This window comes from Erysipelothrix sp. HDW6C (genome assembly GCF_011299615.1).
Taxonomy (GTDB): Bacteria; Bacillota_I; Bacilli_A; order Erysipelotrichales; family Erysipelotrichaceae; genus Erysipelothrix.
In genome coordinates, this window is sequence record NZ_CP049861.1 from 1,645,010 (window position 1) to 1,669,705 (window position 24,696).

Below are 24,696 nucleotides of genomic sequence, written 5' to 3' on the forward strand. Positions count from 1 at the left end.
TGTCGCGTTAACGGGCGATCCCGGTAAAACCTAAACATATGTCTCAGCTTTACAGCTCCAAGGCCATTTTCAAATGATGTTCCCTATCCTTTTACACCAACCAAGGACTCTCTACAAGTTCGAACCATTCTACTTTCCTTTTCATTGCTTTTCGTAATTTGATAATACCACATCTGGTTATGATGTCAAGCCATTTACTGAAAATTATGAAAACACCTGAAATAACCTTGAAACTATTTGAAGGTTGTTAATGTATCCATAGGCAAACGGACCGATTCATACCCCTTATCAACCGCTTTCCCAATCGAAACAATTACAACAGGAACATAGCGCTCGGCATCAAGTCCGAGTGCTTCTGCAATCACATCTTCTTCAAATCCACCAATAGGACATGTATCATAGCCATGGGCGCGTGCTACATGCATCAGTTGCATCGCAAACATACTCCCATCAATCTTCACAACATCATTCATTTTTTGACGCGAGAAACCCTTGTAATACGGTACGATTGCTTTTAATTGCGCATCACGAACCTCTTGGCTCATTTTTCCTTCAGCTACTGCTTGATCGTAAATTGTCTCCGCATTCAGATAACATTCCATATCACCAAAAATAACAATCATGGCTGATGATGTATCATTTTGCAATCCATTGAAACGAATTAGTGGCTTCAAGGTTTCCTTTCCTGCTTCACTTTCAACAACGACAGTGCGCCATGGTTGCATGTTTACTGAAGATGGTGCACGCGCCGCATCATTCAAAATTGCCATCATATCTGTTTGACTGATTTTTACATTTTTATCGTATCCACGGATCGAGCGTCTTGCCAATACAACATCATCAAAATTATTATTCATCATTGTTTCCCTCCATAATGTGATTTACATTCTCTCGTAGTGTCTCTAGCACTCCAATTGCAACTTCCATCGATGCCTCACTAATGCCTTCCATCAAGCGTTCATTAAAAACATCGTGTGTATCACAACAGGACTGCATCACACGCCGTCCTTCTTCGCTAATTGTGACAACAACCTCTCGCTTGTTCTCAGGGTTGCGATTGCGCACAACATAACCCTTGTCCTCTAAAATCCCTAAATGACGCGACATTGCAGCCCGGTCCAAGTTCAGCATTTCTTGCAAGTCAACTTGAATTAAGGAATCATCCAGCAAAAGGCGACTGAGTATCTCATAACGAACAAGACTGATATTCATTTTTGCTTCAAAGACGAGCGGAGCCCATGTATCAATATCACGAACACGGGATAGCATGTCATGAATCATCGTATGTTTCATAATACCTCCTATCGTTGATATATCAACGATTGACACATCAATCATAAAACAATATCAAATAAAAAGCCAATAACATGCTCTGTTATCAGCTTATTGAATCGCAGCCATCATTTCGATGCGTACTTCTTTCGCGGCGATATCTTCGTTTGAATAGTGGGTCAAATCCAAACCCTTAATTTTAAATCCATGTTTTAAATATGCTTTAATGGCAGGATCATTACAGGATTGTGTTTCTAAGACCACTTCGCGGTACCCTTCTTGCAATGCATGTTGTTTCGCATATTCTAAGAGCGCACCAGCATAACCGCGTCCACGATACTTTTCATCCACAAGCAATGCACTAATGCGCAATCGATTGTGCCACGACTCCGATCCAATTTCTAAATATGCGACAATTAGATCTTTATCACGTATCACAAAAACTTGAGGATTTTCAATGTAATCGGGAAATAACTCAGCATTGAAAGATTTCGCTTGAGAAACTTCAAAGGGTTTACGGACGATTCTCATGTCAAAAAGAGCATCTTCTGCACTTTCAATGTCGTAGTAATGAGATGTCGTGTAGCGAAACTCCAAGGGTTTGCCATCATATTCATTTCGTAATAAAGGTACAATTTTCATGGAAGTCTCCTTTTTTTTGTATCGTATCATATTTAGCAGATATTGACAGTAATGATATACTAATTGCATGGAGGTTTTTTTATGAAACTACTTGAACCCACTTTAATTAACAACATCGCATTAAAAAACCGTGTTGTCATGGAGCCGATGTGTATGTACTCGGCACACGATAACAACGGAATTCCTACTTATTTCCACCAAGCCCATTATGGTTCGCGTGCAATTGGCCAGGTTGGGACAATTATTGTTGAAGCAACCGGTGTTGTACCCGAAGGCCGCATCACGGACGATTGTCTAGGTCTTTGGAATCGTGAACAAATGGAAGCATTCAAGCCCATTGTCGACACAGTTCATACCGAAGGCAGCACCATCTTTATCCAATTGAATCATGCTGGCCGTAAATCCACGTGTGTGGTGGGTGTGGACACCATTTACGGGCCCAGCCCACTTGCTTTTAATGATGAATACCGAGTGCCCGTAGCACTTAGCGAAAACGGGATTTCTGATGTTGTCGCTGCTTTTAAAAATTCAGCACTTCTTGCCATGGAAGCTGGTTTTGATGGGATTGAGCTTCATGGTGCTCATGGTTATCTCATTTCTGAGTTCATGAGTCCGATTTCCAACATTCGAGATGATGCATACCACGATGGTTCACAATTGATCCGCGAAATCGCAACCGCTGTTCGTGAGGTTATGCCAAGCGATAAAATTTTAGGCATTCGCGTAAGCGCAACCGATTACGAAGACAATGGATTAAATACAGAGAAAACAATTCAAATTCTTAAAGACAGCACGATTTCATTTGATTACATCAACGTCTCAACCGGTGGTATCACACCAACCCCACCGCATGCTATATATCCAGGATACCAAGTACCTCATGCAATGGAAATCAAGGGCGCATTCCCACAAACGCCAGTTATGGCGTGCGGATTGCTGGGAGATATTGGCCTTGCTTCGTATCTCTTAGAAACAGACTGCGTGGATTTTATCGGCCTTGCCCGGCCCCTTCTTGATGATCCGCATTGGGTCTTGCATGCTGCTCAAGCGCGTCGCAAACATCAATTAATAACCAAACAATATACACGTGCATTTAAATAACAGGAGCCTAAGCCCCTGTTATTTTTTTTGTGATTTCATACAACACTGGTTGATTCCCAACACCGGTGCGCAGTGATGCGCCATCAACGATGGGGCCTGTGTATCCTTGCGTATCCTGTGGTGATAGTGTTACCACCAAATCCACATCAATCGGTATATCCCCAACACTACCGGATATAAGTGTTGCAGTGATACCTTTTGCTCCTAAGTGATTACGAATTGCATCTTCAATGCGAGGGTTTCCTGAACTGCCTTCAGGAAAAACGAGGTAAATTGTTTTCATAGTATGCGCTCCTAAAATAGAAAACACGCCGAAGCGTGCTTTGGTTAACGTGATTTAAAGAATTCTGGGATATCGTTGTTTGTGTCCTTACGTTCAGTTGTTGTTTGTGCACCTGAGCGTGATTCCGTATGAACGACTTCTTTTGTTTCTTTATGTAAATCATCAAATCCTGTCGCAATAACGGTAACAATAATAGCATCACCAATATTTTCATTGATTGCAACACCAAAGATGATGTCAATATCATTGCCAGCTGCATCACGAATGTAATCAACAGCTTCACTTGCATCTTGAATTGAGATGGAATCGCCACCAGTAACGTTAACGATTGCATTACGAGCACCGTCAATTTGTGCTTCAAGTAATGGTGAAGTAATTGCTTTTTGTGCAGCTTCAATGGATTTGTTTTCGCCTTGAGCCATACCGATTCCAATTAATGCTGATCCTTGACCTTGCATAACGGAACGTACATCGGCGAAGTCCAAGTTAATCATTGCCGGAACTGCAATGAGGTCTGTAATGGTTTGAACCCCTTGACGAAGCACATTATCTGCTTCTTTGAATGCTTCTTGGAACGGAATGCGTCCGATAACTTCAAGAAGTTGATTGTTGCTGACAATAATTAGAGAATCAACATATGTTTTTAATTCTTCCAATCCTGCTTCAGCTTGTTGGGAACGACGACGCCCTTCAAAGGTGAATGGTTTTGTTACGATACCAACAACAAGTGCACCTTCTTCTTGTGCAATTTTTGCTACAAGTGGTGATGCCCCTGTTCCTGTTCCACCGCCAAGTCCGGCAGTGACAAAGACCATATCTGCGCCTTTTACAGCATCGCGAATCTCAGCTTCACTTTCGACAGCCGCTTTGCGACCTGTTTCGGGATTTGCGCCCGCACCAAGTCCCTTGGTTACTTCACGACCAAGTTCGATACGATTGACAACTGGTGACACGTTGAGTACTTGCAAATCTGTATTTGCGACATAGAACTCGACACCCTTCATTCCTTCATCAACCATGCGGTTGACGGCGTTATTTCCTGCGCCACCGACGCCAATAACTTTGATTCTTGCTACTGCATGTTGTAATTGTGTACTCATATTTTACTAATCCTCCAGTTTACGTTCGAAAAACATGTTTTTCAGTTTTTGTGTTATTGAATCATCTTTGTCATCTTGATTGTATTGTATCACAATCCGTTTAAATTCATCTTCGTCAACGCTTGAGAATGAACGCTCACGATAGATTTGATGATCCTTGTATAAGTAGAAGGCCCCCACCAATGATGTCAGACCAGGGTCTTTAACACCAAATGTTGTTGAACGGTAGTTTACCGCCTCAGCAACAGATTGCTTTTTAATAAAATTGGTTACGCCATCAATCTCACTTGCTTCACCCGATATGACAAATCGTGGTTCACCCAATTCAAAGATTGGTTCACAGCGATCCAGTATATCTGCAATGAATGCACGAATATCATCAGCAACAAGTTCCATAAGATCCTGTTGTGACAACGTGTGCGTTGTTGATTTGGTTGACCACATAAAGATTGGGTCTTGACCTGGTGATGCTTCATCCAAGTCAACATTAAAATACAACAAGCGATGTACAACATCGGATGGTACTTTCAAGGTTGTTTCAATCTTCTTCATAAATGTGTCAAAGCCGGCATCAATATAATCATTGGAAACCAAGACACCTTGGTAGAATAAAGACATGCGTGTCATTTTCTCATTGAGTGTCAAACCAATGACAGGTTTGTCAATGGATGCTTCAAAAAGCGATGCTTCTTTCGCAAACCCAATGTCATCCGTTATGATGTCAATAATTTGCAATCCTGATTTCTCAACCGCAGTTACATAAGGAAAGATAATTGATTGCTTTCCATAATAGCATTCTGCTTCGATTGTTAAGGAATCACTCTTTTCATTCAAAGGTAACTTGCGTGTTGAACTACCATTGACAAAGAACTTACTGAATAAGATGTTTGTTAATATGTATCCTTCGGGATACGATGCTTCTTTTAATTCTTTATAAGCATGGCGGATGTCGGTTTCCGCAATCCTACCTGCAATAGGTACACGAATTTGTCGATTAACGCGTTTTGTATGAATCCCAGGAACCAAGAGTAAGACGCGTTTTACAACGACGCCAAGGTTACGTGATGCATTCTCAACTGCTTTTTTTATGGAGTCAACGACATGTGTTTCACTCATAATGGCATAGCCTGCTACACCCAAGTGCGCCACACGTTCTACTTTTAAGATATTTAACCTACCATTGAAAAATTGACCAACAAGTAAGCGTACTTCATGATCCGCAATTTCCAGAGCAGCGATAATTTGTTTTTCCATCTGCGAACCTCCTCGTACTATTAACATAATATCACAATAGGAAGTATTATTAAAGGCATTAAATGGACACTTAAACAGAATTTTCACATTTGAAATTTATGTGTATTTATTTAAAGAACCTACTTGATTAAAATTTAGCCCTATGATATAGTAACTAAGCGTTATAACTTAGATAAGAAAGGGGGTTACGGTATGCCTAGAGTATGTTCAGTAACTGGCAAGAAAACACTATCCGGAAACAAGCGTTCGCATTCACTTCGTGCAACACGTCGTAAGTGGAGTGTTAACTTACAAAAAGCGACTATTATGGTTGACGGAAAGCCAACTAAAGTCCGTATTTCCGCCCGTGCATTAAAGACATTGAAAGCACAACAAGCTAGATAGTAAATAAAAACAACGGTGAATCACCGTTTTTTTATTTCATTCGATTGTATAATTAAGGCGCTACCGCCCTCTAAAGTCATGATTCCTGTCTCCCCTATAATTTCATTGGAAGTAAGATAGGTATCTCCAAATTGAACGCTTCGCTCATAAAGAGGGTATTTAAACCCTTCCAATGTAATGGTTAAAGGTTCAATAACCATTACTGAGAAATACTGATAATGATTTTTATTAACACTATGACGTCCTGCGTCATATTTTTTTATGCGATTTTGCGCATCCACAATCGTGATACGGCTGTCCATAATGGCTGTGATAATATTGGTATACTCGTGATCACGGCGTCTTCCCAAGCCACCCACAACTAAGATTTCATCATAGGTGTCACATTGCTTGTAGGCAAAATAGAAGTCCGTGTCATCTTTTTCTGGTTTTAAACGGATAGTTTCATCCGCATAGTCTTTGATTTGTTCATATTCTGCTTCTGTAACAGAATCAAAATCTCCACAAGCGAGTTTGATAGAAAGACCCTTGTTTATACAAACAAGGGCTCCATAATCAACACCAATAACATCACCCTCGACGGCTCCTTCGAAGTCTCCAAGAACTAATGTTACTTTACTCATAAGAGTGACGCGACTGCCTTCTCAATATCATCGCCAAAAACATAGCTTCCGGCAACCAGAACATCCGCACCGGCCTGACGGCATTTCAATCCTGTTTGATCGTTTATGCCACCATCAACTGAGATTAAGTACTCATAGCCATTGACACTGCGATACTCGGCAATTGCCTTGATGCGGTCGACAATTTCGTGCATAAACGATTGACCCCCAAATCCAGGCTCAACACTCATTACAAGTACCAAATCAACATGCTTCAAGTATGGAACAATGGTATCCAAATCAGTTCCAGGACGCAATGTGATTCCAGCTTTTACGCCACGTTTCTTTAATTCTTTCACTGCAGCAATACCTTCAGTTGCATCTGCAAAACATTCTACATGGAATGTAATGGCATCTGCCCCTTTGTCGATAAAAGCATCGAAGTACTTTTGTGGATCGACAATCATTAAGTGAACATCCATAAATAAATCGGATACATGATCAACTTGTTTCATAATGTCAGGACCAAAGCTAATGTTGGGAACAAAAACCCCGTCCATAACATCGTAGTGTAACCATTTGGCTCCAGCAACTTCAACGCGTTTTAATTGCGTTTTCATATCGCTAAAATCGAGTGCTAAAACTGATGGTGCAACGATTCGTGTCATCGTGATTCCTCCTTGATGAGCGCAACGCAATCAACATAGTGCTGATAACGGCGACTAGAAATTTCATTCGATTCAACTTTCTCTTTTATTTTACATCCTGGTTCCTTAAGATGCAAACAATCACGATAACGACATTCACCATGGTATGGTTTAAAGTCGGGAATTGTTTGTGCCATTTCCTGAGCGCTTACGCTACTAAAATCAAGTGATGAGAAACCCGGTGTATCTGCCAACCAACCACCAGCAATCGGATACAGCTGATTGTGTCGTGTTGTATGGCGTCCACGCCCTAAGGCTTTGGATATTTCTTGTGTATTCAATTCTAAGTCTTCATTAATACGATTGAGAATGCTCGATTTTCCAACACCACTTTGGCCTGCCAAAACTGAAAGTCGTCCATTAAGGATTGCTTCAAGAGGCTGTGTTGGTAAGTTTTTTCCTGTTAAAATTAGTTGATAGCCATGGTCTTTGTATTCTGCTGTGATTTCAGAAATCAATTCAGATGATGCCAAATCCGCCTTGGATACAACAATAATAGGTTCGATGAATTCCAATGAGATTAAGAAAATAAGGCGGTCTACCAGTGTGTACGAGAAGTCTGGTTCTTTTGACGACATTACAATTAATGCCTGATCAATGTTCGACACAAGGGGGCGAATCAATTGATTCTTCCGTTCAAGTACCGCTTGGATGACCCACTTTTCTTCTGTGAATTCTACTTGGACACGATCACCAACTGTTGGTTTGTTACCCAAACGTAATTTCCCCATTGCAATGGCAATATGAAATTCACCATCAAAGAATACAGTATAGCGATTGGATACAATGCGTGTAATAATTGCTTCTTTCATAATTTAATCCTTTGGTTTTTCGGAATTCGCTGGTTTCTCAGGTTCAGTTGGTTTCTCAGGTGTCACGGGTTTATCAGGAGTAGCAGGTTTTTCCTTTTCAATGTAATAGAAGAGCGTGACATAATTATCGTCACGTTGAACAAAGAAACTTCCAGGTAAAGGATCGGTTCGAATTACAACCCCATACTGCAAGGCAGCAATTGTCGTCTCACTCATACCATCTTGGGATATTTCTTCCGTACGAACCGTCAATCCCATGCCTTCAAGTTTGCCTTTTGCTTCATCAATTCCCATACCGACAATATCGCTTGGAATTTGAAGTTGCACTTTACCACTTACATAAATAATGAGTTCTCGTTTTTGGTTGGGAATAATTTTTTCACCCGCAGTAAGTCCCTCTTGACGTATGATAATACCGGGTTCCATAGCGTTGGTTGCTTCTTCGCGCTGCTTTAATTCAATCTTTGTATTCACTAGAAGCGCACGCGCCTCTTCAACCGTCTTCCCTGTCAAATCAGGGACTTCAAACATCTTCCCTTGGGACACCGTTAATTTAACCATGTCGCCTGGACGGGCAATGCCATCTACACCTGGACGTGAACTGATAACTATACCGAGTTCGTGATCATCGGAATACTGATAGGTATAATTCGGATTCACATTCAACCCCAGACCTTCCAGGGTTTCCGTTGCCTTTTCAGCAGTCATCCCTTCTACTTTAGGGATTTTGATTTCTGACAAGGGTTTTGGTCGGGTAAACATCCAGATAAGCCCAATGAGTAAAACAACACTCAAACCGATTCCAGAATAAATCATGATTTTCTTGCGACGTGCTTTTACTGGATCAATTTTCGGTTGAACAATGGTATCCAATTTATCAATAAGTTTGGTCCCTTCATCATCCGCCGCATCTGCTTCCCAAATTGGTTCTTCAGCACGACTTGGATCAAGGCAGTCTTGCAAATCATCGATCATTTCCTCGATATTACCATAGCGGTAATTGCGATTTTTATGAGTTGCTTTAGCAATAATGTTTGCAATGGAGTTTGGTAAGGTTGTATTGAACTTCTTTATGGATGGGAATGGATCGCGCATGTGTTTCATGGCAATCTCGACAGGTGTTTCTCCGCGATACGGAACATCGCCTGCTAACAATTCATAAAACACAACCCCTAAAGCATAGATATCAGATTGCACACTTGCTCCCTCACCGCGTGAGAGTTCTGGAGCCATATAATGAACCGATCCCAATACAGAATCAGAACGGGTTAACTGTAAAGCATCTCCAGCTAAGGCAATGCCAAAGTCAGTAATCTTCACGGTACCATCATCTTTAACCAAAATATTTTGCGGTTTGATGTCACGGTGAATGACTTTCTTCTCGTGTGCAACCTGCAGGGCATAACACAACTGACGCATAATTGCCGTTGCTTCAACCTTATCCAAAGCCCCTCGGCGATGAATGAGTTCTTTTAATGTGGTGCCACGAATGACTTCCATGACAATATAATGTTGACCGTTGTCTTCACCGACATCATAAACATCAACAATTCCTGAGTGATCCAAACCACTCGCTGCATTCGCTTCTCTTTGGAAACGTAACAAAGCAACGGGGTCATGGGATAAATCACCACGCAAACGCTTTAAAGCAACTTCACGGTTCAGCACCGTGTCCATTGCCAGAAATACATCAGCCATACCACCATTACCAATTTTCTTAACCAATAAGTAACGGTTTCCTATCATTTCGCTCATCTAATCACCCTCCACCAAAATTATTGAAATATTATCATAACCACCGGCTTGGTAAGAGAGTTCCATAAGACGATTGCGTATTTCAAGTATTTTATCTTTCTTCATTGTTTCTTCAATTGTGAGATGGGGCACATACCCATGCAAACCATCGGATGACATCAGCAGGTAATCCCACCCTTTTTCTATATGAATAGTTTCATAGGAAATGCGCTCATCAATCCCTACCGCATTCATTAAGACATTACGTTTGGGATGTTCATCGACTTCTTCAAGACTAATTTCATTGCGCAGATACATTTCATAGGCATAGGTTTGATCGTGACTTAAGACCTGTAAGGTTTCCCCTTCATAGCGATAAATTCGACTGTCACCAATGTTAAATGCAATAGCCTCACCGGCAAGAATGACACAGGCAACAAGTGTTGTTCCCATACCGTTGTACTCTGGTACAACTAAAGACTCATGATATGCAGCCTTGTTGACTTCTGTAATCGTCCTGTTAAACCAAGTCATCACTTCATCGGTATCGATAAAAGACTGCACCTCTAAAAAGGCGTCACGAATCATACGGACGACCATTTGACTGGCAACTGCGCCAGCATTGGCACCCCCAATACCATCACAAACGATGGCAAGTAAGGCATTGTTATTTTCGACTACTGCAACAAAGTCTTGATTGTCTTTGCGAAGGAGCCCTATTTCACTGATGCTTGTATATTTCACGAACGAACCTCACAATTTCTACTCATTAATCTTAACATGTTCGCTTTAATTTAGCGATATAAAATCCATCCCCTTGGGTCTGCAAGGGATCCATTGTTTCTGCTTCAAGACAGATATAGTTTTCATGATTGGCAAGAAAGTCTGCAACTTGGCGCTCATTCTCTTTTTTGTTTAAAGTACATGTGGAGTAAACCAGAATACCATCAACAGCAACCATCGGTGCGACATGGGCAAGCATTGCCTTTTGCAGCACAACCAAATCATCCAAATCACTGGGTTTGATATGATATCGCAAGTCATGTTTATGAGATATTACCCCCAAACCAGAACACGGTGCGTCAACAAGAATACGATCATACAGTGTCTCACTCGTGAAATCTAAAACATCGCTTGTATGAATGGACGCATTGTGCACATTCGCACGTTCCATAAGTTCTTCTGTTGCCTGTGCACGGGATGCATACAACTCAACACCGTCAATATGTCCCGTGTTATTCATCATGGCTGCGATTTGTGATGTTTTCGTACCAGGACCACAACAGCAGTCCAAGACACGCATGTTTTCCATCAAGTCCATACGTTTAACGACTTCCTGTGAGTTAATATCTTGGATGAGCACATAACCCTCACGCAGCACGGGACTCTTAAAGAGTGGCGCCTTCGCAATTGGATGTCCATTTAATGTCCCAAAAAGTTCATCGTCAATCTCTGCAATTGGCTTTAACGTATTGAAGCGCACATACGATGGACGTATCGTTTGACAGTATTGCGCATAGCCAATCGCAAACGCTTGGTCATACTGTTTGCTCAATAACTTTAGAATCCACAACGGCATGCTGTATTCAATGGATGCTTGTTCAAGGGGATTCCCTTCCAATGGACGCTCACCCCGTTCAATTACGCGTTTTAGGACGGCATTCACGACACCGCTGTAACGGTGTTGTTTGACCCGTTTGGCCAAATCAACCGACTCATTTACAACAGCGTAATCTGGGATTTTATCCATTTTGAAAATTTGTGCACACCCCATTTTTATAATCAGTTTCACTGCTTCTGGCAACTTTGCATCCACAAAATCCTCAAATTGGTAGTCCAAGTAAAGACTGTGTTGGAGCGTCGTGTAAACCAAGGCACTTACAAAAGCTTGATCCTCTGATGATAAATCAAGTTCCTTGAGCACCAAATGGGCATGGCGGTCTTTAAAGTAGACCTCACTCAATACTTTGTAGCTTTCAATTCGTCTCATATTATTCCAGCGTCAACGGATTTACGTCAACGACAACTCCTGTTCTATTTAAGGTTCGGAAAACATCCAAACTTTGGTGACAAAGTGCAATCATCGCCTCTAAGTCACGACCTTTTATTATTATACGGCATCTGTGCTTTCTTTGCATTTTCCGCAGCATTATGGGGCCAATTATTTGCAACCCACTGTCCTTGATTAAATCAAGATACATCTGTCCAGCTTGAAACGACTTTGTCTCATCCTCATCACTCAAAATAATTGAAATAAGATAATTATAAGGAGGATACGATGCTGTTTTGCGATAAACCATTTCCTGACTGAAAAAGTGTTTGTACTTTTGGTGGATGGCACATTGAATGGCATAATGGTCGGGATTGGCGGTTTGAATCATAACCTCGCCCTCAAAACGTCCCCGTCCAGAACGACCTGCTGCCTGCAAAAGCATGGAAAATGTTGTCTCCACAGCGTGGTAATCGGTATATGCCAAAGATGTATCTGCATTTACAATCCCAACCAATGTGACATTTTCAATATCCAACCCTTTCGCAATCATCTGTGTTCCAATTAAGATATCAAATTTATGATCAATAAAATCACCAATTATCTGTTGATGGGCGTTTTTCTTACGTGTCGTGTCTGCATCCATGCGACCCACGCGTGCATTGGGAAACAATGCAATGATTTGTTCTTCAAGGCGTTGGGTACCAACACCACTTCCGACCAGTTTAACACGTTTTCCATTGATGGTCGGTGCTCCAAAAATTTGATACCCACACATGTGACAACGGATTGAATTATCATCTTTGTGATAGTTCAATGCAACATCGCAGTTTGGACATTGCAAGACTTCATCATCTTCGGTTTTAAGCATTGTCATGTAACCCCGACGATTGAGTAAGAGTACAACTTGTTGATTGACATCCAAGCGCGCCTGGATTCCAGCCAAAAGCGGTTCAGTTAGGTACGCAGATTGACGACTCTTGAGCGCTTTTTGCGTATCGATTACGGTTACCTTTGGAAAATTATGATTGATGCGTGATTCCAGTTCCAACAGCGTATACACACCTCGCAATGCCCGCGCATATGTTTCCAATGCTGGCGACGCACTGCCAAGAATAACAGGACACTGATGTGTCTCACTGCGATGAATCGCAATGTCACGCGTATGATAATACGGAACATTTTCTTGTTTATAGCTGGAGTCATGTTCCTCATCAACAACAATCAGTCCAAGATTATCAAAGGGCATGAATACAGATGAGCGCGTCCCAACGACAATATGAACTTGATGATTTTTAACGCGTAAATATTGTTCATATTTCTCTTGATCATTCAATGCAGAATGATAGATGGCTACATCCTCACCGAAACGCTTGGATACACGATCAATCATTTGCGGTGTCAATGAAATTTCTGGAACCAGAATAAGTACTTGTTGGTCTTGTTGGCGCACTTTGGCGGCAATTTGTAGATAGACTTCCGTTTTGCCACTCCCTGTTACCCCATGTAATAAATAGGTTTCAGCGCGATTCAGTGCAACGCCATCCACAACGTGTTGCTGATCGGCTGTCAGCGGCAATGGGTGGTATGACTTTTCGACAACACCCTCTTCATAGCGCACTTCACGATCATCCAATTCAAAATACCCTTTGGACACGAGCGTTCGAAATCCTGAATAGATACTTTGTGCCTCTTTAACACCCATTTCTTGGTCTATGACAAACAAATCTACAAATGCTTGTTGGCGTGTTGTAAGCGCAACGGTATCAACATCCGTGCGACGCACAATCCGTTCCATCTTTGCCGCTTTCGCACTGGATTGCGGCTTCAACTTATTGGGTAAAATCGTTTGCAAACAACGAATAATTGGCGATACTGTGCGGTATCGCATCCATTCAGCTAAGGCAAACAACTCTTCATTAAGAATTGGCGCTTCATCAATCACCCCTTGAATCGGCAACACTTTAAACCCTTTGTCCTCACGTGGATAGACTCGATGGACAAAGCCGATGATATCGCGATTGCGGATGGTAATGCGAACACGCGTTCCAGGTTGCACGAAAAAATCATGCGCATCATAAGTGAGTGCCTGATTGCCTAGAAAACTATCTTCGATATAAACATCCAAGTACATGAGACTTCCTCCTGTAAAGACTGAAAACAACTCTTAAAGAGTTGTTTCAATGTTACGCTTAATAATCAATGCTACGGAATCCGCAGCCAGTTGAGGATTTTCATTACAGATTACAAAACGGTAATGATTCATCAACTCCATCTCTTTTGCAGCTTTTTCCAAACGCTCATTGATAATATCCTGTGATTCTGTTTGACGTCCTTCAATACGGCGTTTTAACTCTTCCATACTTGGTGGAACTAAAAAGATACTGAGTGAATCCGGTACTTTTTCAATAACTTGCAATGCCCCTTGAACCTCAATTTCCAAAAGAACATTCTTCCCCATGTCGCGCAGACGATCCACTTCTGCTAAGAGTGTGCCATAGTAATTTCCCACAAACTCGGCATACTCCAACATTTCATCATTCGCAATTGCTTCTTTAAAGCGTTCTTGACTGACAAAATAATAATCCTTGCCATCAATTTCACCGTTACGCGGTCCACGCGTTGTCATTGAAATTGAGAAAGCAAGATTCAATTCTTCACGTTCAAAGAATATTTTACGTACCGTTCCCTTGCCCACACCACTGGGTCCCGATAAGATAATCAATAATCCTCGCTTCATACACACCATCCTCTATAAATATTTTATTTATTATATCACACATCGCTTTTATTTTCGTAGTAAATTCCCTTTTTAATGTGAGTTTATACGCACTGGCAGAGATTCAACACCCATCATCCATGGAACTTGCACCATGACAATGCACACAGTCCACAAAAAACAGTCATAAAATTGAAGGTTTCATCCTAAGGGAGCAGTGTATCTGTGGTATAATAGTACTCATTCGAAAGGTTGATAGTATGGCAATAGATGGCGTCTTATTAAATCGCATTATTACAAAAATGAATGCGGCGGTTCCGGTGAAGATTAACCGCATCACCCAACCCTCCAATCATGAATTTATATTACATTGTTTCGCAGGGAAGAAGATGAACTTGTTCATCTCGACACACCCTGTTTTTAGCCGTGTCCAATGGACCCAAGAGAAACCTACCGCAAACATGGAACAAACACATCTACAAACACTGATGCGTAAGCATTTGGATGGCGGTATCATTACAAAAATTGAGCAATATGGATTTGACCGTGTCATTGAATTTCACGTCGAACACCGTGATGATATGGGGGTTATTCGTCCATACCGTCTGATTGTTGAATTGTTAGGGAAATATGCCAATGTGATTATCGTTAACGACGAGAACTTAATCATTGATGCACAAAAGCGTATCTCACCTTTTGAAAACAGTCAACGTGCCATCGTAAGTGGTGGCGAGTATGACTATCCGCCGCAGTTCGATAAGAAATCTTTCCTCCAACTCGCTTCATACAATCCCGACGAAGCATTACGCAATCAATTCAATGGGATTTCTCCTCTCTTAGAGAAAGAAATTACGCATCGTTTGCAAACTGAGAGCCCTGAGCATATTGTGGAAGCACTTCAAACTTCAGATGATTTATTCATCTACGACAATGAATTCCACATTATTGAACTCACACACCTTAATAAAACTGCCGTTGTTAAACCCATTATGGAAGGTCTGGATGCATTTTACCATGACATCCAAGAACGAGACCGCGTAAAATCACACACTGGTGATCTTCTTAAACTCATCCGACGCGAACTCAAACGGAGTCGTCAAAAACTTCCCAAGCTTTATGACGACTTGGAAAAAGCACAAGACAGTGATCACCTTCGTGAATACGGCGACCTTCTCTATGCGTTCGCAAGTCATACGGGTAATGGCCAAAGCAGCATTACGTTAAAGGACTTCAGTGGCAATGATGTTACGATTGAACTAGACCCACGTTATGGCGGCAAAGACAATGCCCGCATGTACTTCAAGCGATACCAAAAAGCAAAAACTTCGCTCAAATATCTTGAAGAACAAATTGACCGCACTGAAGAGCGTATTCGTTACTTTGACGCCTTGCAAACACAAGCAGAGCAAGCATCCGTTGAAGATGCCCAAGAAATCAACGACGAGTTGCTTGACCAAGGCATTGTGCATCAACGAAAGTTAAAGCGCAAAAGCAATCAGAAGAAAAAGAAAAAACCAAGTTACATTACCATTCAATATGACGATGAAACCACTATTTATATTGGAAAGAATAACATTCAAAATGATTACATTTCATTCAAGTTAGCACGTAAAGAGGATACGTGGTTCCATGCAGCCTACGATTTTGGGGCCCACGTTCTTATTAAGACACCCGAACTGGACGAAGCGAAGATCCGTCTTTGCGCTCATTTCGCTGCATACTATTCCAAGAGTCGCTTGGGTAGTTCCATTGAGGTACATTATACACAAGCGCGCAATATTAAAAAGATTCCCGGCGGGAATCTTGGCTTGGTCAGTGTCGCAACCCATAAAAGTATTTTCATCGATCCCGACGAGGACCTTGTGCTCTCTTATGTGAACAAATAGAAGCTTCGGCTTCTTTTTTAATCGATTCGAAGTTTATTATCGCGAATCACTGCTTTATAATGGGGCATGATATTTTCAATCAAAGCATAAAACCGTGCTGAATGATTGAATTCAATAAGATGGGCACACTCATGAAGCGCGACATACTTGATAAACTCCAACGGTTCTTGATACAAATATGTGTTAAACGCTAAATCCCCTTTACTGCTGCAACGACCATGCAATCGTTTGTATCTACGGATTTTAAACTTTGGCTCATCCAATCGCAATGCTTCAGCATAAAGTGGGACCCATAAATCAAGTATTCTCAGTAATTCCTGTTTGTATGTATCATCAATTTTCTTTTGGATTGTTTCAAGCGGCATCGACTGTGGATATCCCAATTCAAAAACACCATTAATACAACGGCATATAAAACGCTTACTTTCGATGATTTGGACGGGATATTCATGCCCAAAAATACGCATCGGATACCCTGGTTCATAACCGAAAGGACGGTATCGTTCAATATGTTTTTGAATCCAATCTTCTTTAGAAGCAATAAACGACGTGACAATTTCTTTGGGCATGCCGATTGGAACACGCGCAAAAACTTCACCATCTCGCACATGTAAGGCCATTGTTTTTCGATTCGACTCAATAATTGTTATCTTCATATCAGTATCATACCATAAACATGCTATAATATTTGCGGTGATAAAATTGAAAAATTCAGAAATATTCTACTTTGATGTTGATGGTACCCTTCTTGACAACAAGACACACACCTTCCCTCAAAGTACATTAGATGCTTTAAACAGTTTGAAACAACGTGGTTACAAAATCGCTTTATGCACGGGTCGCAGTTTACTGGGAGCCCATGAGGTTGGTGTTGTTGATATGTTGGACTGGGATGGTTATGTCCTTGCAAATGGTTCTTTGGTTCTCGACCGAGATCTAAATGTGATCAATGAAGTCATAATGGACCCACAATGGGTTCGCGAACTGATTGCACTCAACGATGGACCCTTGATGCTAGAAGGCGACGAAATATTTATTTCTTCCCAACCCAATCAAAAAATGATTGATTCCTTCGCACACTTTAATGTCCCTGAGATGTATCCCGTCAAAACATACAATGATGAGAAAATATTCAACATCCTCTCATACGATTTTGACACCATTCCTGAATCACTACGAGAAACACTTTTTGCAGAGTCAATTATCGTGGGAGACCAATTGGGAAACCGCGAAATCATGAGTATCCACTCTGGCAAACACAATGGTGTTAAGGTTTTAAACAACCATCTTGGTGTCCAACGTTTTGCTGGATTTGGTGATGGCGAAAATGATGTAACATTCCTGCAATCAGCTGATTTCTCAGTTGCAATGGGTAATGGGTGTGATGGGGTTAAAGAAGTCGCAACATTCACAACAAAGACAGTGCTTGAAGATGGTATTGCCCACGCTTTAAAACACTTTGGCGTATTATAATAGGAGGCTCTATGGCTAAGAATACTAAAGTTGACGATATTACAAAATATGGTTTAATCAAAGACAAACGTCGCCGCATTATTTGGGTGATCAAAGGAACAAACGAAGGATATCACATTCCTGAGAAAGACATGAAGAGCATCCCAATTCTCGACGGTAAATACATGTGGGCACTTCTGATCTTTGTACTCTCAACCGGATTACTCAAATGGCCCCTACTGGTATCCGTAGGACTCGCCGCACTTGTTTACGGTGCATTTGAACTTTATACGCGTTTCGTTTTCCTTAAGAAGAAACAGATTCTTAAAATCTCAGCAGACGATATGGAAAAGACACGCAACGAAGATGCACTCAACGCACAACGCGCAGATTACTTTTTAGCATTAATGCTTCCCATGTTGATGATGTTGATTCTTATATCACGTCAAATCGAACCGAACGGTGGATTCGTCGGTTATGAATTCTACCTGTTCATTGCATTAATGATCGTAGCAGGGGCCATTGTAATCTATAATGGTTATCACTGGTATCGCTTAGGTAAAGACATTAAGAAATTAGAGAACAAGAAATAAAACAAAACCCTATGGACCACCTTGCATGTGCTCGCACACTGATGATCTATAGGGTTTTCTTATGTCTAATTCAAAGAATATCACATCAATATATGTTAGCACTTTCTTGAACTCTGTGATTTTGCGTGGGTAGGAACTTTTATGTTTTCAATACACATGTTTGTGTAAGATAGATTACTTTAGCCGCTAAATTCTAAAGTGAAGATTTGAATTCATAATGATGCCCTTAAATTAGTATCTCGTACATTCTCGATTAATAATTTCCCTTCTTTCCCAATACGGTTTTTCTTGAGACATACTCTTTCTCCATAATTTCACTATGGTATGCGTAAACAAAATATGAGTTTAGAGTGTGAAAGCCACAGAATTATAACTTACTTTCCTCAAACTACGAACAATCAACTAAAAGATTTGGTAGTAAAGCTCTGCATCCCCCATCATCGACAGAGGCTTCCTCTCATCACTAAATGAAAACGATGACATTGAGTCAAGGTATGACTTCAAATATTCGCAGGCCAAACTATACTCTTTCATATCAATTTCAATTCCTGGTACGAGGTTTTCAGTAATATCTTTAGGCAATCCATTTTTGATATTGTACGCCTTAATCCGCTTACTTCCTGCTAAAATTTCAATATCAAATTCGTAGTAATGTAACTCATAAGTCATGTTCCCACCCTTCTCGATCAAGTAGGGTGTAATTAGAAGATTCATCGCTTTCTTTTGATATTTCATTTCATCGATTATCAAGTACATATTATTAGGTGAAATGAATATATTTCCGTTCTCATAACGGTTATTAGAACTTTTTTGTAATTTTTCTAGAAACATTTGCATAATTCCAATACTCTCCTATTGTGACTAACCTTATTTATCATCTAACCTCAACCTGTAAAGCTTCTTCTTGGCCTTGTCTAACATTTCCAAGACTTCATCAAGCGGATACGATTTATTGTCATTCTCATAAAAACACACTTCAAAAAAACCATTCTCTTGGGATACTTCAACTATCGTCTTACTTTGATAAAATATTGTCGCTACTAAATCTTCCCTATCAGGAAAACTTCCAACACTCATATACCATTCCATTATTTTCCCTTTCTGAATATCTTGCAAAATTGAGCATATATTTAAGTGAAGCAACTGCTCAAATTAGTTACCGATACGATTTAATGATTGAGATATAAAGTAATCAATCTCTTTAATAAACATTATAATTTGATTTCAGTACATGATCTTTCAGATTTTATGAAGAACAGATATTTAGGAAGTAGAATTCAATTTTAAATTTAACATACTAAATTTAACTTAAACTCACAGTCTCATCCTTTGTGAATTTGTACTTAATATCCTTAATGTACTCATTATTCAACTTCAACGAACCCATCATTTCTTTACCAGCGACAACTAAGTAAGTAGCAACTGGATAATCCTTCCCGTTTACTAACAATAGCAATTCATAAAACTCTATTTACCTTGAGTCAAAAAAATCTTATTGTAATTTGCCTATCTTTGCTACAAATGTTTAATTCTTTCTCAAAGATTGCCCCTCCATTTTAATCGTGTGATTCTATTAATATTGATTAGATAAAATTAATTCGCTGACACTGAATTATACCTTTAAAGGATTGTTGTGCTAAAGGATATATTGTCAGTCCAATGCGTCATGAATTATAGATAGAAAGATTTGAGTCCAATCCACATTTCATTTGTAAGACGTCCGAAAAACGATTTAGAACAAGCATCTATCTTCGCTACCCCTTCTTCGAAGAACAAACCCTCAAGGATCGCGATTGCAACTAAGTCATTGATTTTTTCATCACCATCTTGCAACAATTCTTCAATGAAATTAAACACAGTACCAATTACTTCTGCATTTTCTTCCGATATGATCCTGACAATATATTGTCTAAAAACGGATTCATAGAATATATATGGTAACCCAAAATAGTATAATTGATCTTTTTGGTATTCACTTCTCATTTCGGGGAAACTTTCGATTAACATGCTAATCGAATCTTCATATTTAATCATTTTCTATCTCTCCATATTCAGTTGTTTTCAACTAACCTTCAAGAACATTGCACTTAAGTTCAAAATGAACTCCATTAACTATTAAATCACTACTTCTTAAGAGGCTTAGTCTATAAGAAATAAGTTATATCCTTCCTTACGTTCGAAAGAAAGATAACTACTATTTTATTCAGTCAATGTCTATACTATTGTAGGTTTCTTATAAAGCATTAAGAATGGCAGTTTATTTATGCCTACTGAGTTTAGACAATAAAACTTTTCTCATTAATAGTAAGTGCTTTTTTTATTCTTTCTAATGTATCTGGGTAATCTGTAGAGTTGCTCATCCAATAGTAGTAATTTAGATTCATAAGCTTCCATTCAACAAAAACTGTACCACTGAAATCCATGTTATTATATTTAAGTATTTCTGATAGATTATTAATTTGCTTGAATAAATTTTTTTCTCTAAATCCTGTGACGGCTAATGGGGGTATCCCCACAAATTCATTTCCAAAATATGCTTCTTTAATTCGTATCGTTCCAATAATATTCTTATTGAAATTATGTAATTCCTCCGAGGGTATCCAATACTCAACGTGAGTTCTTGATCCAACTTGATGAACAGTAAATTGCTTAATATACTCATCGTCCACCTCAAACACGGTTATATATCCTGCGAACCCAGATATTTCATTATTAATATTCCATTGTTGCGCAATTTCGCAGGCATATTCGTAATTAATCACTGGATAGAAAAATGGCTGAGTCTCAATTCTATATGGAAACTCTTTACCTTCCGTATTCAATATTTTTTCCATTTCAAACAATCCTACTGGTCTGTATAAAATCATAGAGATTCTTTCATCCTTCTTTCTATTCTTACATAAGTAACTAATACCGGTGTCTACTATGACATTGTCTTCATGCCACCTTTGAAGATAATCTTACCATGTGTCTACCCAAAGATAAACGAGTCGGCGTAATTTGATAGCTTTTTCCTCCACCTTAAAGTTGGTTTGGATATTTTTATATTAACAGAGTCAAAACGGTTTATCATAAGTAATATCATTCCAGTAATATTGGAGTGTTTTGAAATATACTTTTATAAAGTACCACTTTCTTTTATCGGTTTCACCTGCCATAATTGTATAAAACGCTGAGCCATTGGCATAGAATTCTTCAACAATTTCAAACTTCCATTGATGAGAGTTTACATTTTCAATTAATATACGAGAATTTATATCTTTCATAGTTCGATACAAATTATCATTGTTCTTAAATGGTTCTATTTCTTTAATCCAAACATCTTCAAAGTCACAGTTCCTTAGTATAACCATTCCACCGTTTGTTCTAAAAAATTATTTAACTTTTTATCAATTTTAAAGAAACCAAGCGTTGAAAAATCGATGATAATATCGTCTCCTAATACATTTATCTTGCTTACAAAGCAATCATGTAAAATTATATCTGGATATGCATTCTCACTACTATTTTTCCAGTCCATAATTACTCCTCTCATTGTTTCCACCAATTCTTAAGAATCTACTTTGCCATCATGTTTGTAGTTTATAGAAGTGGATGCTACGTGTTATCCCTTATTCTGTAATTGTCCAATATTGTCATATTAGGAGAAAACATCAATATTTAGATTTTTTATATTATTTATCCAATTATGCTAATTAGTACATAGCAAAGCATAACTTGTTCGTGTGTGAATTTGATTGTCTCTTAATGAAAACACTCATTTTCAAGAGCAATCTGATTAAAACGTTAAAATTAGACTCAAAGGAAAAGTGATATTGCATTGCTTAATCATAACCATTAATTATTTTCTGGCAATTCAATAGCATGAGGGTCTCTTACATTTGGAAGCAGCCTTTCTGATGATGAACCAAATTTTTTGTAATTTATTCTTGCCTCAACCAGTGATACTTTATTTGGACCAATAGCAATATCAACTTTATTTTGTCCAATAATATCATATTGCCAGAAACAAACTGAACAAATATCAACAATAACTTCACAACCAAAATCCTCTATTGTAAAGTTTAAGCAACACGGGCACTGAATTCTTTTCATTGGCTTTTTCCCTTCTACCAGCTCATTTATGGCTGTTAACAGAAAAACTATCCTAACCACTAGTCTATACCGGTCTTTTTTGAGATACGTGGATTACCACCATATTGACCGATAATTGTAAGAATATGGGTGAATGAATTGTATTGAAATTACGACCAACCTTCTGAAGTGAACTTTCCGCCGTATTTCCTATGTTCTCTAAGAAATCTCTATAAATATTTTGCTAATAACGACTAATCTTAGATCCAAAACCCAAACTGTGGTCTCAGATATATTTTTCAAGAATGTTATTGTTGTTGTTTGAATTATGCTCTGGTACTTCGATTTCCTCTATAATTTGGATTTCCATAAGTTTTCTTTTGATAACCACAATTGTTAACCCCGATTTAAATGCTAAACACTAATGTTGCAACGACACCAACCATTATATTCCCTACGTTGTTCTAGTCAATGCTAATTGCTACAGTGAGGTAGCGTAAGTTTAATAAAGATTTAAACTTGTCTTTGCAACATGTCAATATGATCCAATATTTCCGAAATATCGGACTCCTTATCATACATATAAACATTTTCATTATCGTTAAAAACTGCTCCGAAATTCTTTGGATTGAAATCGTGTGGCCAAATTGTATTGAGATCATATTTAGCTCCCTGAAACTTTGCGTCTTCAAGCTTTGCTCCAGTAAAATTAGCGCCGTGTAATTTTGAATTATCAAATACAGTACCAGCGCAATTGGCATTTGAGAAATTTGCGTTTATAAAATCTCCTGAATTTGCCTTGCAATTAATTAAACTTGCCCTCTCAAAATTCACTTCCTTGAATGAGGCTAGCACTAGAATTGATCCACTCAAATTTGCATCACTTAAGTCCGAATAATCGAAAGAAGCGTTTCTCAAATCTGACTTATAGAGCCTAAATCCGACTAATGACATATCAACTAAATACGCCCTGTGTAAACTGACTGAATTTAGTTCAAGTCCAATACTCAAATCGTATTCAACTTCCATTTTGCTGTTCGCGTCACTATAAATTTCTATTCTCTTGTTACTCATTTCAGCTCATCCTTTCTCAAGTAGAAGTGTATCATTCAGTTATTATTGCAACACTAAAATTTTGCTATCCTGTCTTAATTGTAACTATCCATTACAAATAACAGCATGAATCTAGCTGCTAAAGATTAGCAAAAAAGTACAATATCAGCACATTTCACCTGTATATATATATATCCTCTCTTTTTATGATATCCCCTTCTCAACTTTTACGATAACAATGGGTCAAGAATATTGCACTGGGTAACCTTTCGAGAATTCAATGCATCGCTAATTTCTTCTTCTCTTGTAATACTATCAATAATTTCATATGCACCATCATTAATGTAGTAAACTATCGAAACTTTGCCTTTTGAAAATTTGATAGAAGCTCTAGCAGTATAAAGAACGGATTATCTGTAGTTTTTTTACTGACTGCTCGGACCACCCTCTTTGATTTATTCAACTATTCAGTATCAATTTTAAATTATCAATAGCGTACTTTAATTGCTTACGTCTTTATTGTTTTCAATCCAAGTGTTCTTACAAAGTTGAATAGAACAACACGGTATTTTCATACCGACTATCTCTTCAATCATTGATGTCTTTTTCAAAGAGATAAACCTCAATTTTCCCTTTCTTAAAGAAAAGAATTCTATTACAACTTTTACATTCCCAATATAATTCTGTCCTAGGCATTCTATCAACAAGTTCTTGCACCGTACTTGGATTGCTCTCTAGTAAATCAAAATAATCAGCATCTTTATAACCACTATACTCCTCGTGATTCTTTAAATCTTCTTCAACCATTAAATTACCGCAAATACATCTTACTTTCATAGTACATTCCTCTCTAAGGTATTGTCTAGTCAATATTCTTTGTTCATTCACCATATTTTCTATTCAATCTCGCACAAATTTAGTTTATTTAAGTCCCATAAAATAATGCCTTTGATATATTACAAATAGTATTTTCTACATCGGGAATTTGCTTTAATGTGTCACCTAATTAATTATAAGTGTATTAATATCACTACCATT

General features: G+C 38.9%; 30 protein-coding genes and 1 other annotated feature (1 of these 31 running past the window's edge). Of the genes, 5 read left to right on the plus strand and 25 right to left on the minus strand.

Annotated features, from left to right (window positions below; translation table 11 throughout):
- Window positions 1-154, minus strand: a binding site (T-box leader) (it extends 81 nt beyond the left edge of the window).
- Between the two features lie 79 nt (window positions 155-233).
- From G7062_RS07905 to G7062_RS07915, 3 genes are all read right to left on the minus strand, one after another.
- The gene (locus G7062_RS07905; RefSeq protein WP_166065372.1) at window positions 234-860 is read right to left on the minus strand and encodes a nitroreductase family protein; all 627 of its coding nucleotides are present in this window, start codon (window positions 858-860) and stop codon (window positions 234-236) included.
- Complete coding sequence (locus G7062_RS07910) at window positions 850-1,293, minus strand: MarR family winged helix-turn-helix transcriptional regulator (protein WP_166065374.1); 444 nt, start codon at window positions 1,291-1,293, stop codon at window positions 850-852. The genes G7062_RS07905 and G7062_RS07910 overlap by 11 nt, the downstream gene beginning before the upstream one ends.
- Window positions 1,294-1,383: 90 nt before the next feature.
- Complete coding sequence (locus G7062_RS07915; RefSeq protein ID WP_166065375.1) at window positions 1,384-1,914, minus strand: N-acetyltransferase; 531 nt, start codon at window positions 1,912-1,914, stop codon at window positions 1,384-1,386.
- A gap of 81 nt (window positions 1,915-1,995) precedes the next feature.
- Here G7062_RS07915 and G7062_RS07920 point away from each other — a divergent pair, with 81 nt between their 5' ends.
- Window positions 1,996-3,015, plus strand: coding sequence for an NADPH dehydrogenase (locus G7062_RS07920; RefSeq protein ID WP_166065376.1), 1,020 nt, complete (start codon window positions 1,996-1,998; stop codon window positions 3,013-3,015).
- Between the two features lie 7 nt (window positions 3,016-3,022).
- Here G7062_RS07920 and G7062_RS07925 read toward each other — a convergent pair whose 3' ends face one another.
- The 3 genes from G7062_RS07925 to G7062_RS07935 are packed head-to-tail and all read right to left on the minus strand — an operon-like array spanning window position 3,023 to window position 5,652.
- Window positions 3,023-3,298 (minus strand): hypothetical protein, encoded by a 276-nt coding sequence (locus G7062_RS07925; RefSeq protein ID WP_166065377.1) that lies wholly within the window; start codon window positions 3,296-3,298, stop codon window positions 3,023-3,025.
- 44 nt (window positions 3,299-3,342) lie between these two features.
- Window positions 3,343-4,398, minus strand: coding sequence for a cell division protein FtsZ (gene ftsZ / locus G7062_RS07930; RefSeq protein ID WP_166065378.1), 1,056 nt, complete (start codon window positions 4,396-4,398; stop codon window positions 3,343-3,345).
- Between the two features lie 6 nt (window positions 4,399-4,404).
- Entirely contained in the window at window positions 4,405-5,652 is a 1,248-nt protein-coding gene (locus tag G7062_RS07935; protein ID WP_166065379.1) for a cell division protein FtsA, read from the minus strand.
- Window positions 5,653-5,844: 192 nt separating this feature from the next.
- Here G7062_RS07935 and rpmB point away from each other — a divergent pair, with 192 nt between their 5' ends.
- Window positions 5,845-6,036 carry a 50S ribosomal protein L28 gene (rpmB, locus tag G7062_RS07940; RefSeq protein ID WP_166065380.1) on the plus strand — a complete coding sequence of 64 codons (192 nt, stop codon included), beginning with the start codon at window positions 5,845-5,847 and terminating at the stop codon, window positions 6,034-6,036.
- A 20-nt stretch (window positions 6,037-6,056) separates the two neighbouring features.
- On the opposite strand, the gene G7062_RS07945 is transcribed toward rpmB, so the two are convergent.
- The 8 genes from G7062_RS07945 to gmk are packed head-to-tail and all read right to left on the minus strand — an operon-like array spanning window position 6,057 to window position 14,621.
- The gene (locus G7062_RS07945; RefSeq protein ID WP_166065381.1) at window positions 6,057-6,659 is read right to left on the minus strand and encodes a thiamine diphosphokinase; all 603 of its coding nucleotides are present in this window, start codon (window positions 6,657-6,659) and stop codon (window positions 6,057-6,059) included.
- Complete coding sequence (gene rpe, locus G7062_RS07950) at window positions 6,656-7,306, minus strand: ribulose-phosphate 3-epimerase (protein WP_166065382.1); 651 nt, start codon at window positions 7,304-7,306, stop codon at window positions 6,656-6,658. Before rpe ends, G7062_RS07945 begins: the two co-directional genes overlap by 4 nt.
- Window positions 7,303-8,157 (minus strand): ribosome small subunit-dependent GTPase A, encoded by an 855-nt coding sequence (gene rsgA / locus G7062_RS07955; protein WP_166065383.1) that lies wholly within the window; start codon window positions 8,155-8,157, stop codon window positions 7,303-7,305. Before rsgA ends, rpe begins: the two co-directional genes overlap by 4 nt.
- Window positions 8,158-8,160: 3 nt before the next feature.
- Entirely contained in the window at window positions 8,161-9,912 is a 1,752-nt protein-coding gene (pknB, locus tag G7062_RS07960) for a Stk1 family PASTA domain-containing Ser/Thr kinase (protein ID WP_166065384.1), read from the minus strand.
- Entirely contained in the window at window positions 9,913-10,635 is a 723-nt protein-coding gene (locus G7062_RS07965) for a PP2C family serine/threonine-protein phosphatase (RefSeq protein WP_166065385.1), read from the minus strand.
- Between the two features lie 31 nt (window positions 10,636-10,666).
- Window positions 10,667-11,881: a transcription antitermination factor NusB gene (locus tag G7062_RS07970; protein WP_166065386.1), complete on the minus strand. Its 1,215-nt coding sequence runs from the start codon at window positions 11,879-11,881 to the stop codon at window positions 10,667-10,669.
- 1 nt (window position 11,882) lies between these two features.
- Window positions 11,883-14,015 carry a primosomal protein N' gene (gene priA, locus G7062_RS07975; RefSeq protein WP_166065387.1) on the minus strand — a complete coding sequence of 711 codons (2,133 nt, stop codon included), beginning with the start codon at window positions 14,013-14,015 and terminating at the stop codon, window positions 11,883-11,885.
- Window positions 14,016-14,048: 33 nt separating this feature from the next.
- A complete protein-coding gene (gene gmk / locus G7062_RS07980) occupies window positions 14,049-14,621 on the minus strand; it encodes a guanylate kinase (RefSeq protein WP_166065388.1) in 573 nt (190 codons plus the stop codon).
- Window positions 14,622-14,860: 239 nt separating this feature from the next.
- Here gmk and G7062_RS07985 point away from each other — a divergent pair, with 239 nt between their 5' ends.
- Complete coding sequence (locus G7062_RS07985; RefSeq protein ID WP_166065389.1) at window positions 14,861-16,486, plus strand: NFACT family protein; 1,626 nt, start codon at window positions 14,861-14,863, stop codon at window positions 16,484-16,486.
- A 17-nt stretch (window positions 16,487-16,503) separates the two neighbouring features.
- Here G7062_RS07985 and G7062_RS07990 read toward each other — a convergent pair whose 3' ends face one another.
- Window positions 16,504-17,142, minus strand: a complete 639-nt coding sequence (locus G7062_RS07990; protein ID WP_166065390.1) for a M48 family metallopeptidase — start codon at window positions 17,140-17,142, stop codon at window positions 16,504-16,506.
- Between the two features lie 37 nt (window positions 17,143-17,179).
- Here G7062_RS07990 and G7062_RS07995 point away from each other — a divergent pair, with 37 nt between their 5' ends.
- Entirely contained in the window at window positions 17,180-17,959 is a 780-nt protein-coding gene (locus G7062_RS07995; RefSeq protein WP_240915938.1) for an HAD-IIB family hydrolase, read from the plus strand.
- 11 nt (window positions 17,960-17,970) lie between these two features.
- Entirely contained in the window at window positions 17,971-18,531 is a 561-nt protein-coding gene (locus G7062_RS08000) for a hypothetical protein (RefSeq protein ID WP_166065392.1), read from the plus strand.
- Between the two features lie 402 nt (window positions 18,532-18,933).
- Here G7062_RS08000 and G7062_RS08005 read toward each other — a convergent pair whose 3' ends face one another.
- From G7062_RS08005 to G7062_RS08050, 10 genes are all read right to left on the minus strand, one after another.
- Window positions 18,934-19,368, minus strand: coding sequence for a hypothetical protein (locus G7062_RS08005; RefSeq protein ID WP_166065393.1), 435 nt, complete (start codon window positions 19,366-19,368; stop codon window positions 18,934-18,936).
- Between the two features lie 30 nt (window positions 19,369-19,398).
- A complete protein-coding gene (locus tag G7062_RS08010) occupies window positions 19,399-19,620 on the minus strand; it encodes a hypothetical protein (protein ID WP_166065394.1) in 222 nt (73 codons plus the stop codon).
- A 214-nt stretch (window positions 19,621-19,834) separates the two neighbouring features.
- Entirely contained in the window at window positions 19,835-19,987 is a 153-nt protein-coding gene (locus tag G7062_RS08015; protein ID WP_166065395.1) for a hypothetical protein, read from the minus strand.
- 215 nt (window positions 19,988-20,202) lie between these two features.
- On the minus strand, window positions 20,203-20,565 hold the full coding sequence (locus G7062_RS08020) for a hypothetical protein (protein WP_166065396.1): 363 nt from the start codon (window positions 20,563-20,565) through the stop codon (window positions 20,203-20,205).
- 242 nt (window positions 20,566-20,807) lie between these two features.
- Entirely contained in the window at window positions 20,808-21,365 is a 558-nt protein-coding gene (locus tag G7062_RS11465) for a hypothetical protein (RefSeq protein ID WP_205700120.1), read from the minus strand.
- 222 nt (window positions 21,366-21,587) lie between these two features.
- The gene (locus tag G7062_RS08030) at window positions 21,588-21,884 is read right to left on the minus strand and encodes a hypothetical protein (protein ID WP_166065397.1); all 297 of its coding nucleotides are present in this window, start codon (window positions 21,882-21,884) and stop codon (window positions 21,588-21,590) included.
- On the minus strand, window positions 21,872-22,051 hold the full coding sequence (locus G7062_RS08035) for a hypothetical protein (RefSeq protein ID WP_166065398.1): 180 nt from the start codon (window positions 22,049-22,051) through the stop codon (window positions 21,872-21,874). Before G7062_RS08035 ends, G7062_RS08030 begins: the two co-directional genes overlap by 13 nt.
- A 317-nt stretch (window positions 22,052-22,368) precedes the next feature.
- On the minus strand, window positions 22,369-22,626 hold the full coding sequence (locus G7062_RS08040; RefSeq protein ID WP_166065399.1) for a CPCC family cysteine-rich protein: 258 nt from the start codon (window positions 22,624-22,626) through the stop codon (window positions 22,369-22,371).
- 492 nt (window positions 22,627-23,118) lie between these two features.
- Entirely contained in the window at window positions 23,119-23,679 is a 561-nt protein-coding gene (locus tag G7062_RS08045) for a pentapeptide repeat-containing protein (protein ID WP_166065400.1), read from the minus strand.
- 567 nt (window positions 23,680-24,246) lie between these two features.
- Window positions 24,247-24,495: a hypothetical protein gene (locus tag G7062_RS08050; protein ID WP_166065401.1), complete on the minus strand. Its 249-nt coding sequence runs from the start codon at window positions 24,493-24,495 to the stop codon at window positions 24,247-24,249.
- Window positions 24,496-24,696: the final 201 nt, after the last annotated feature.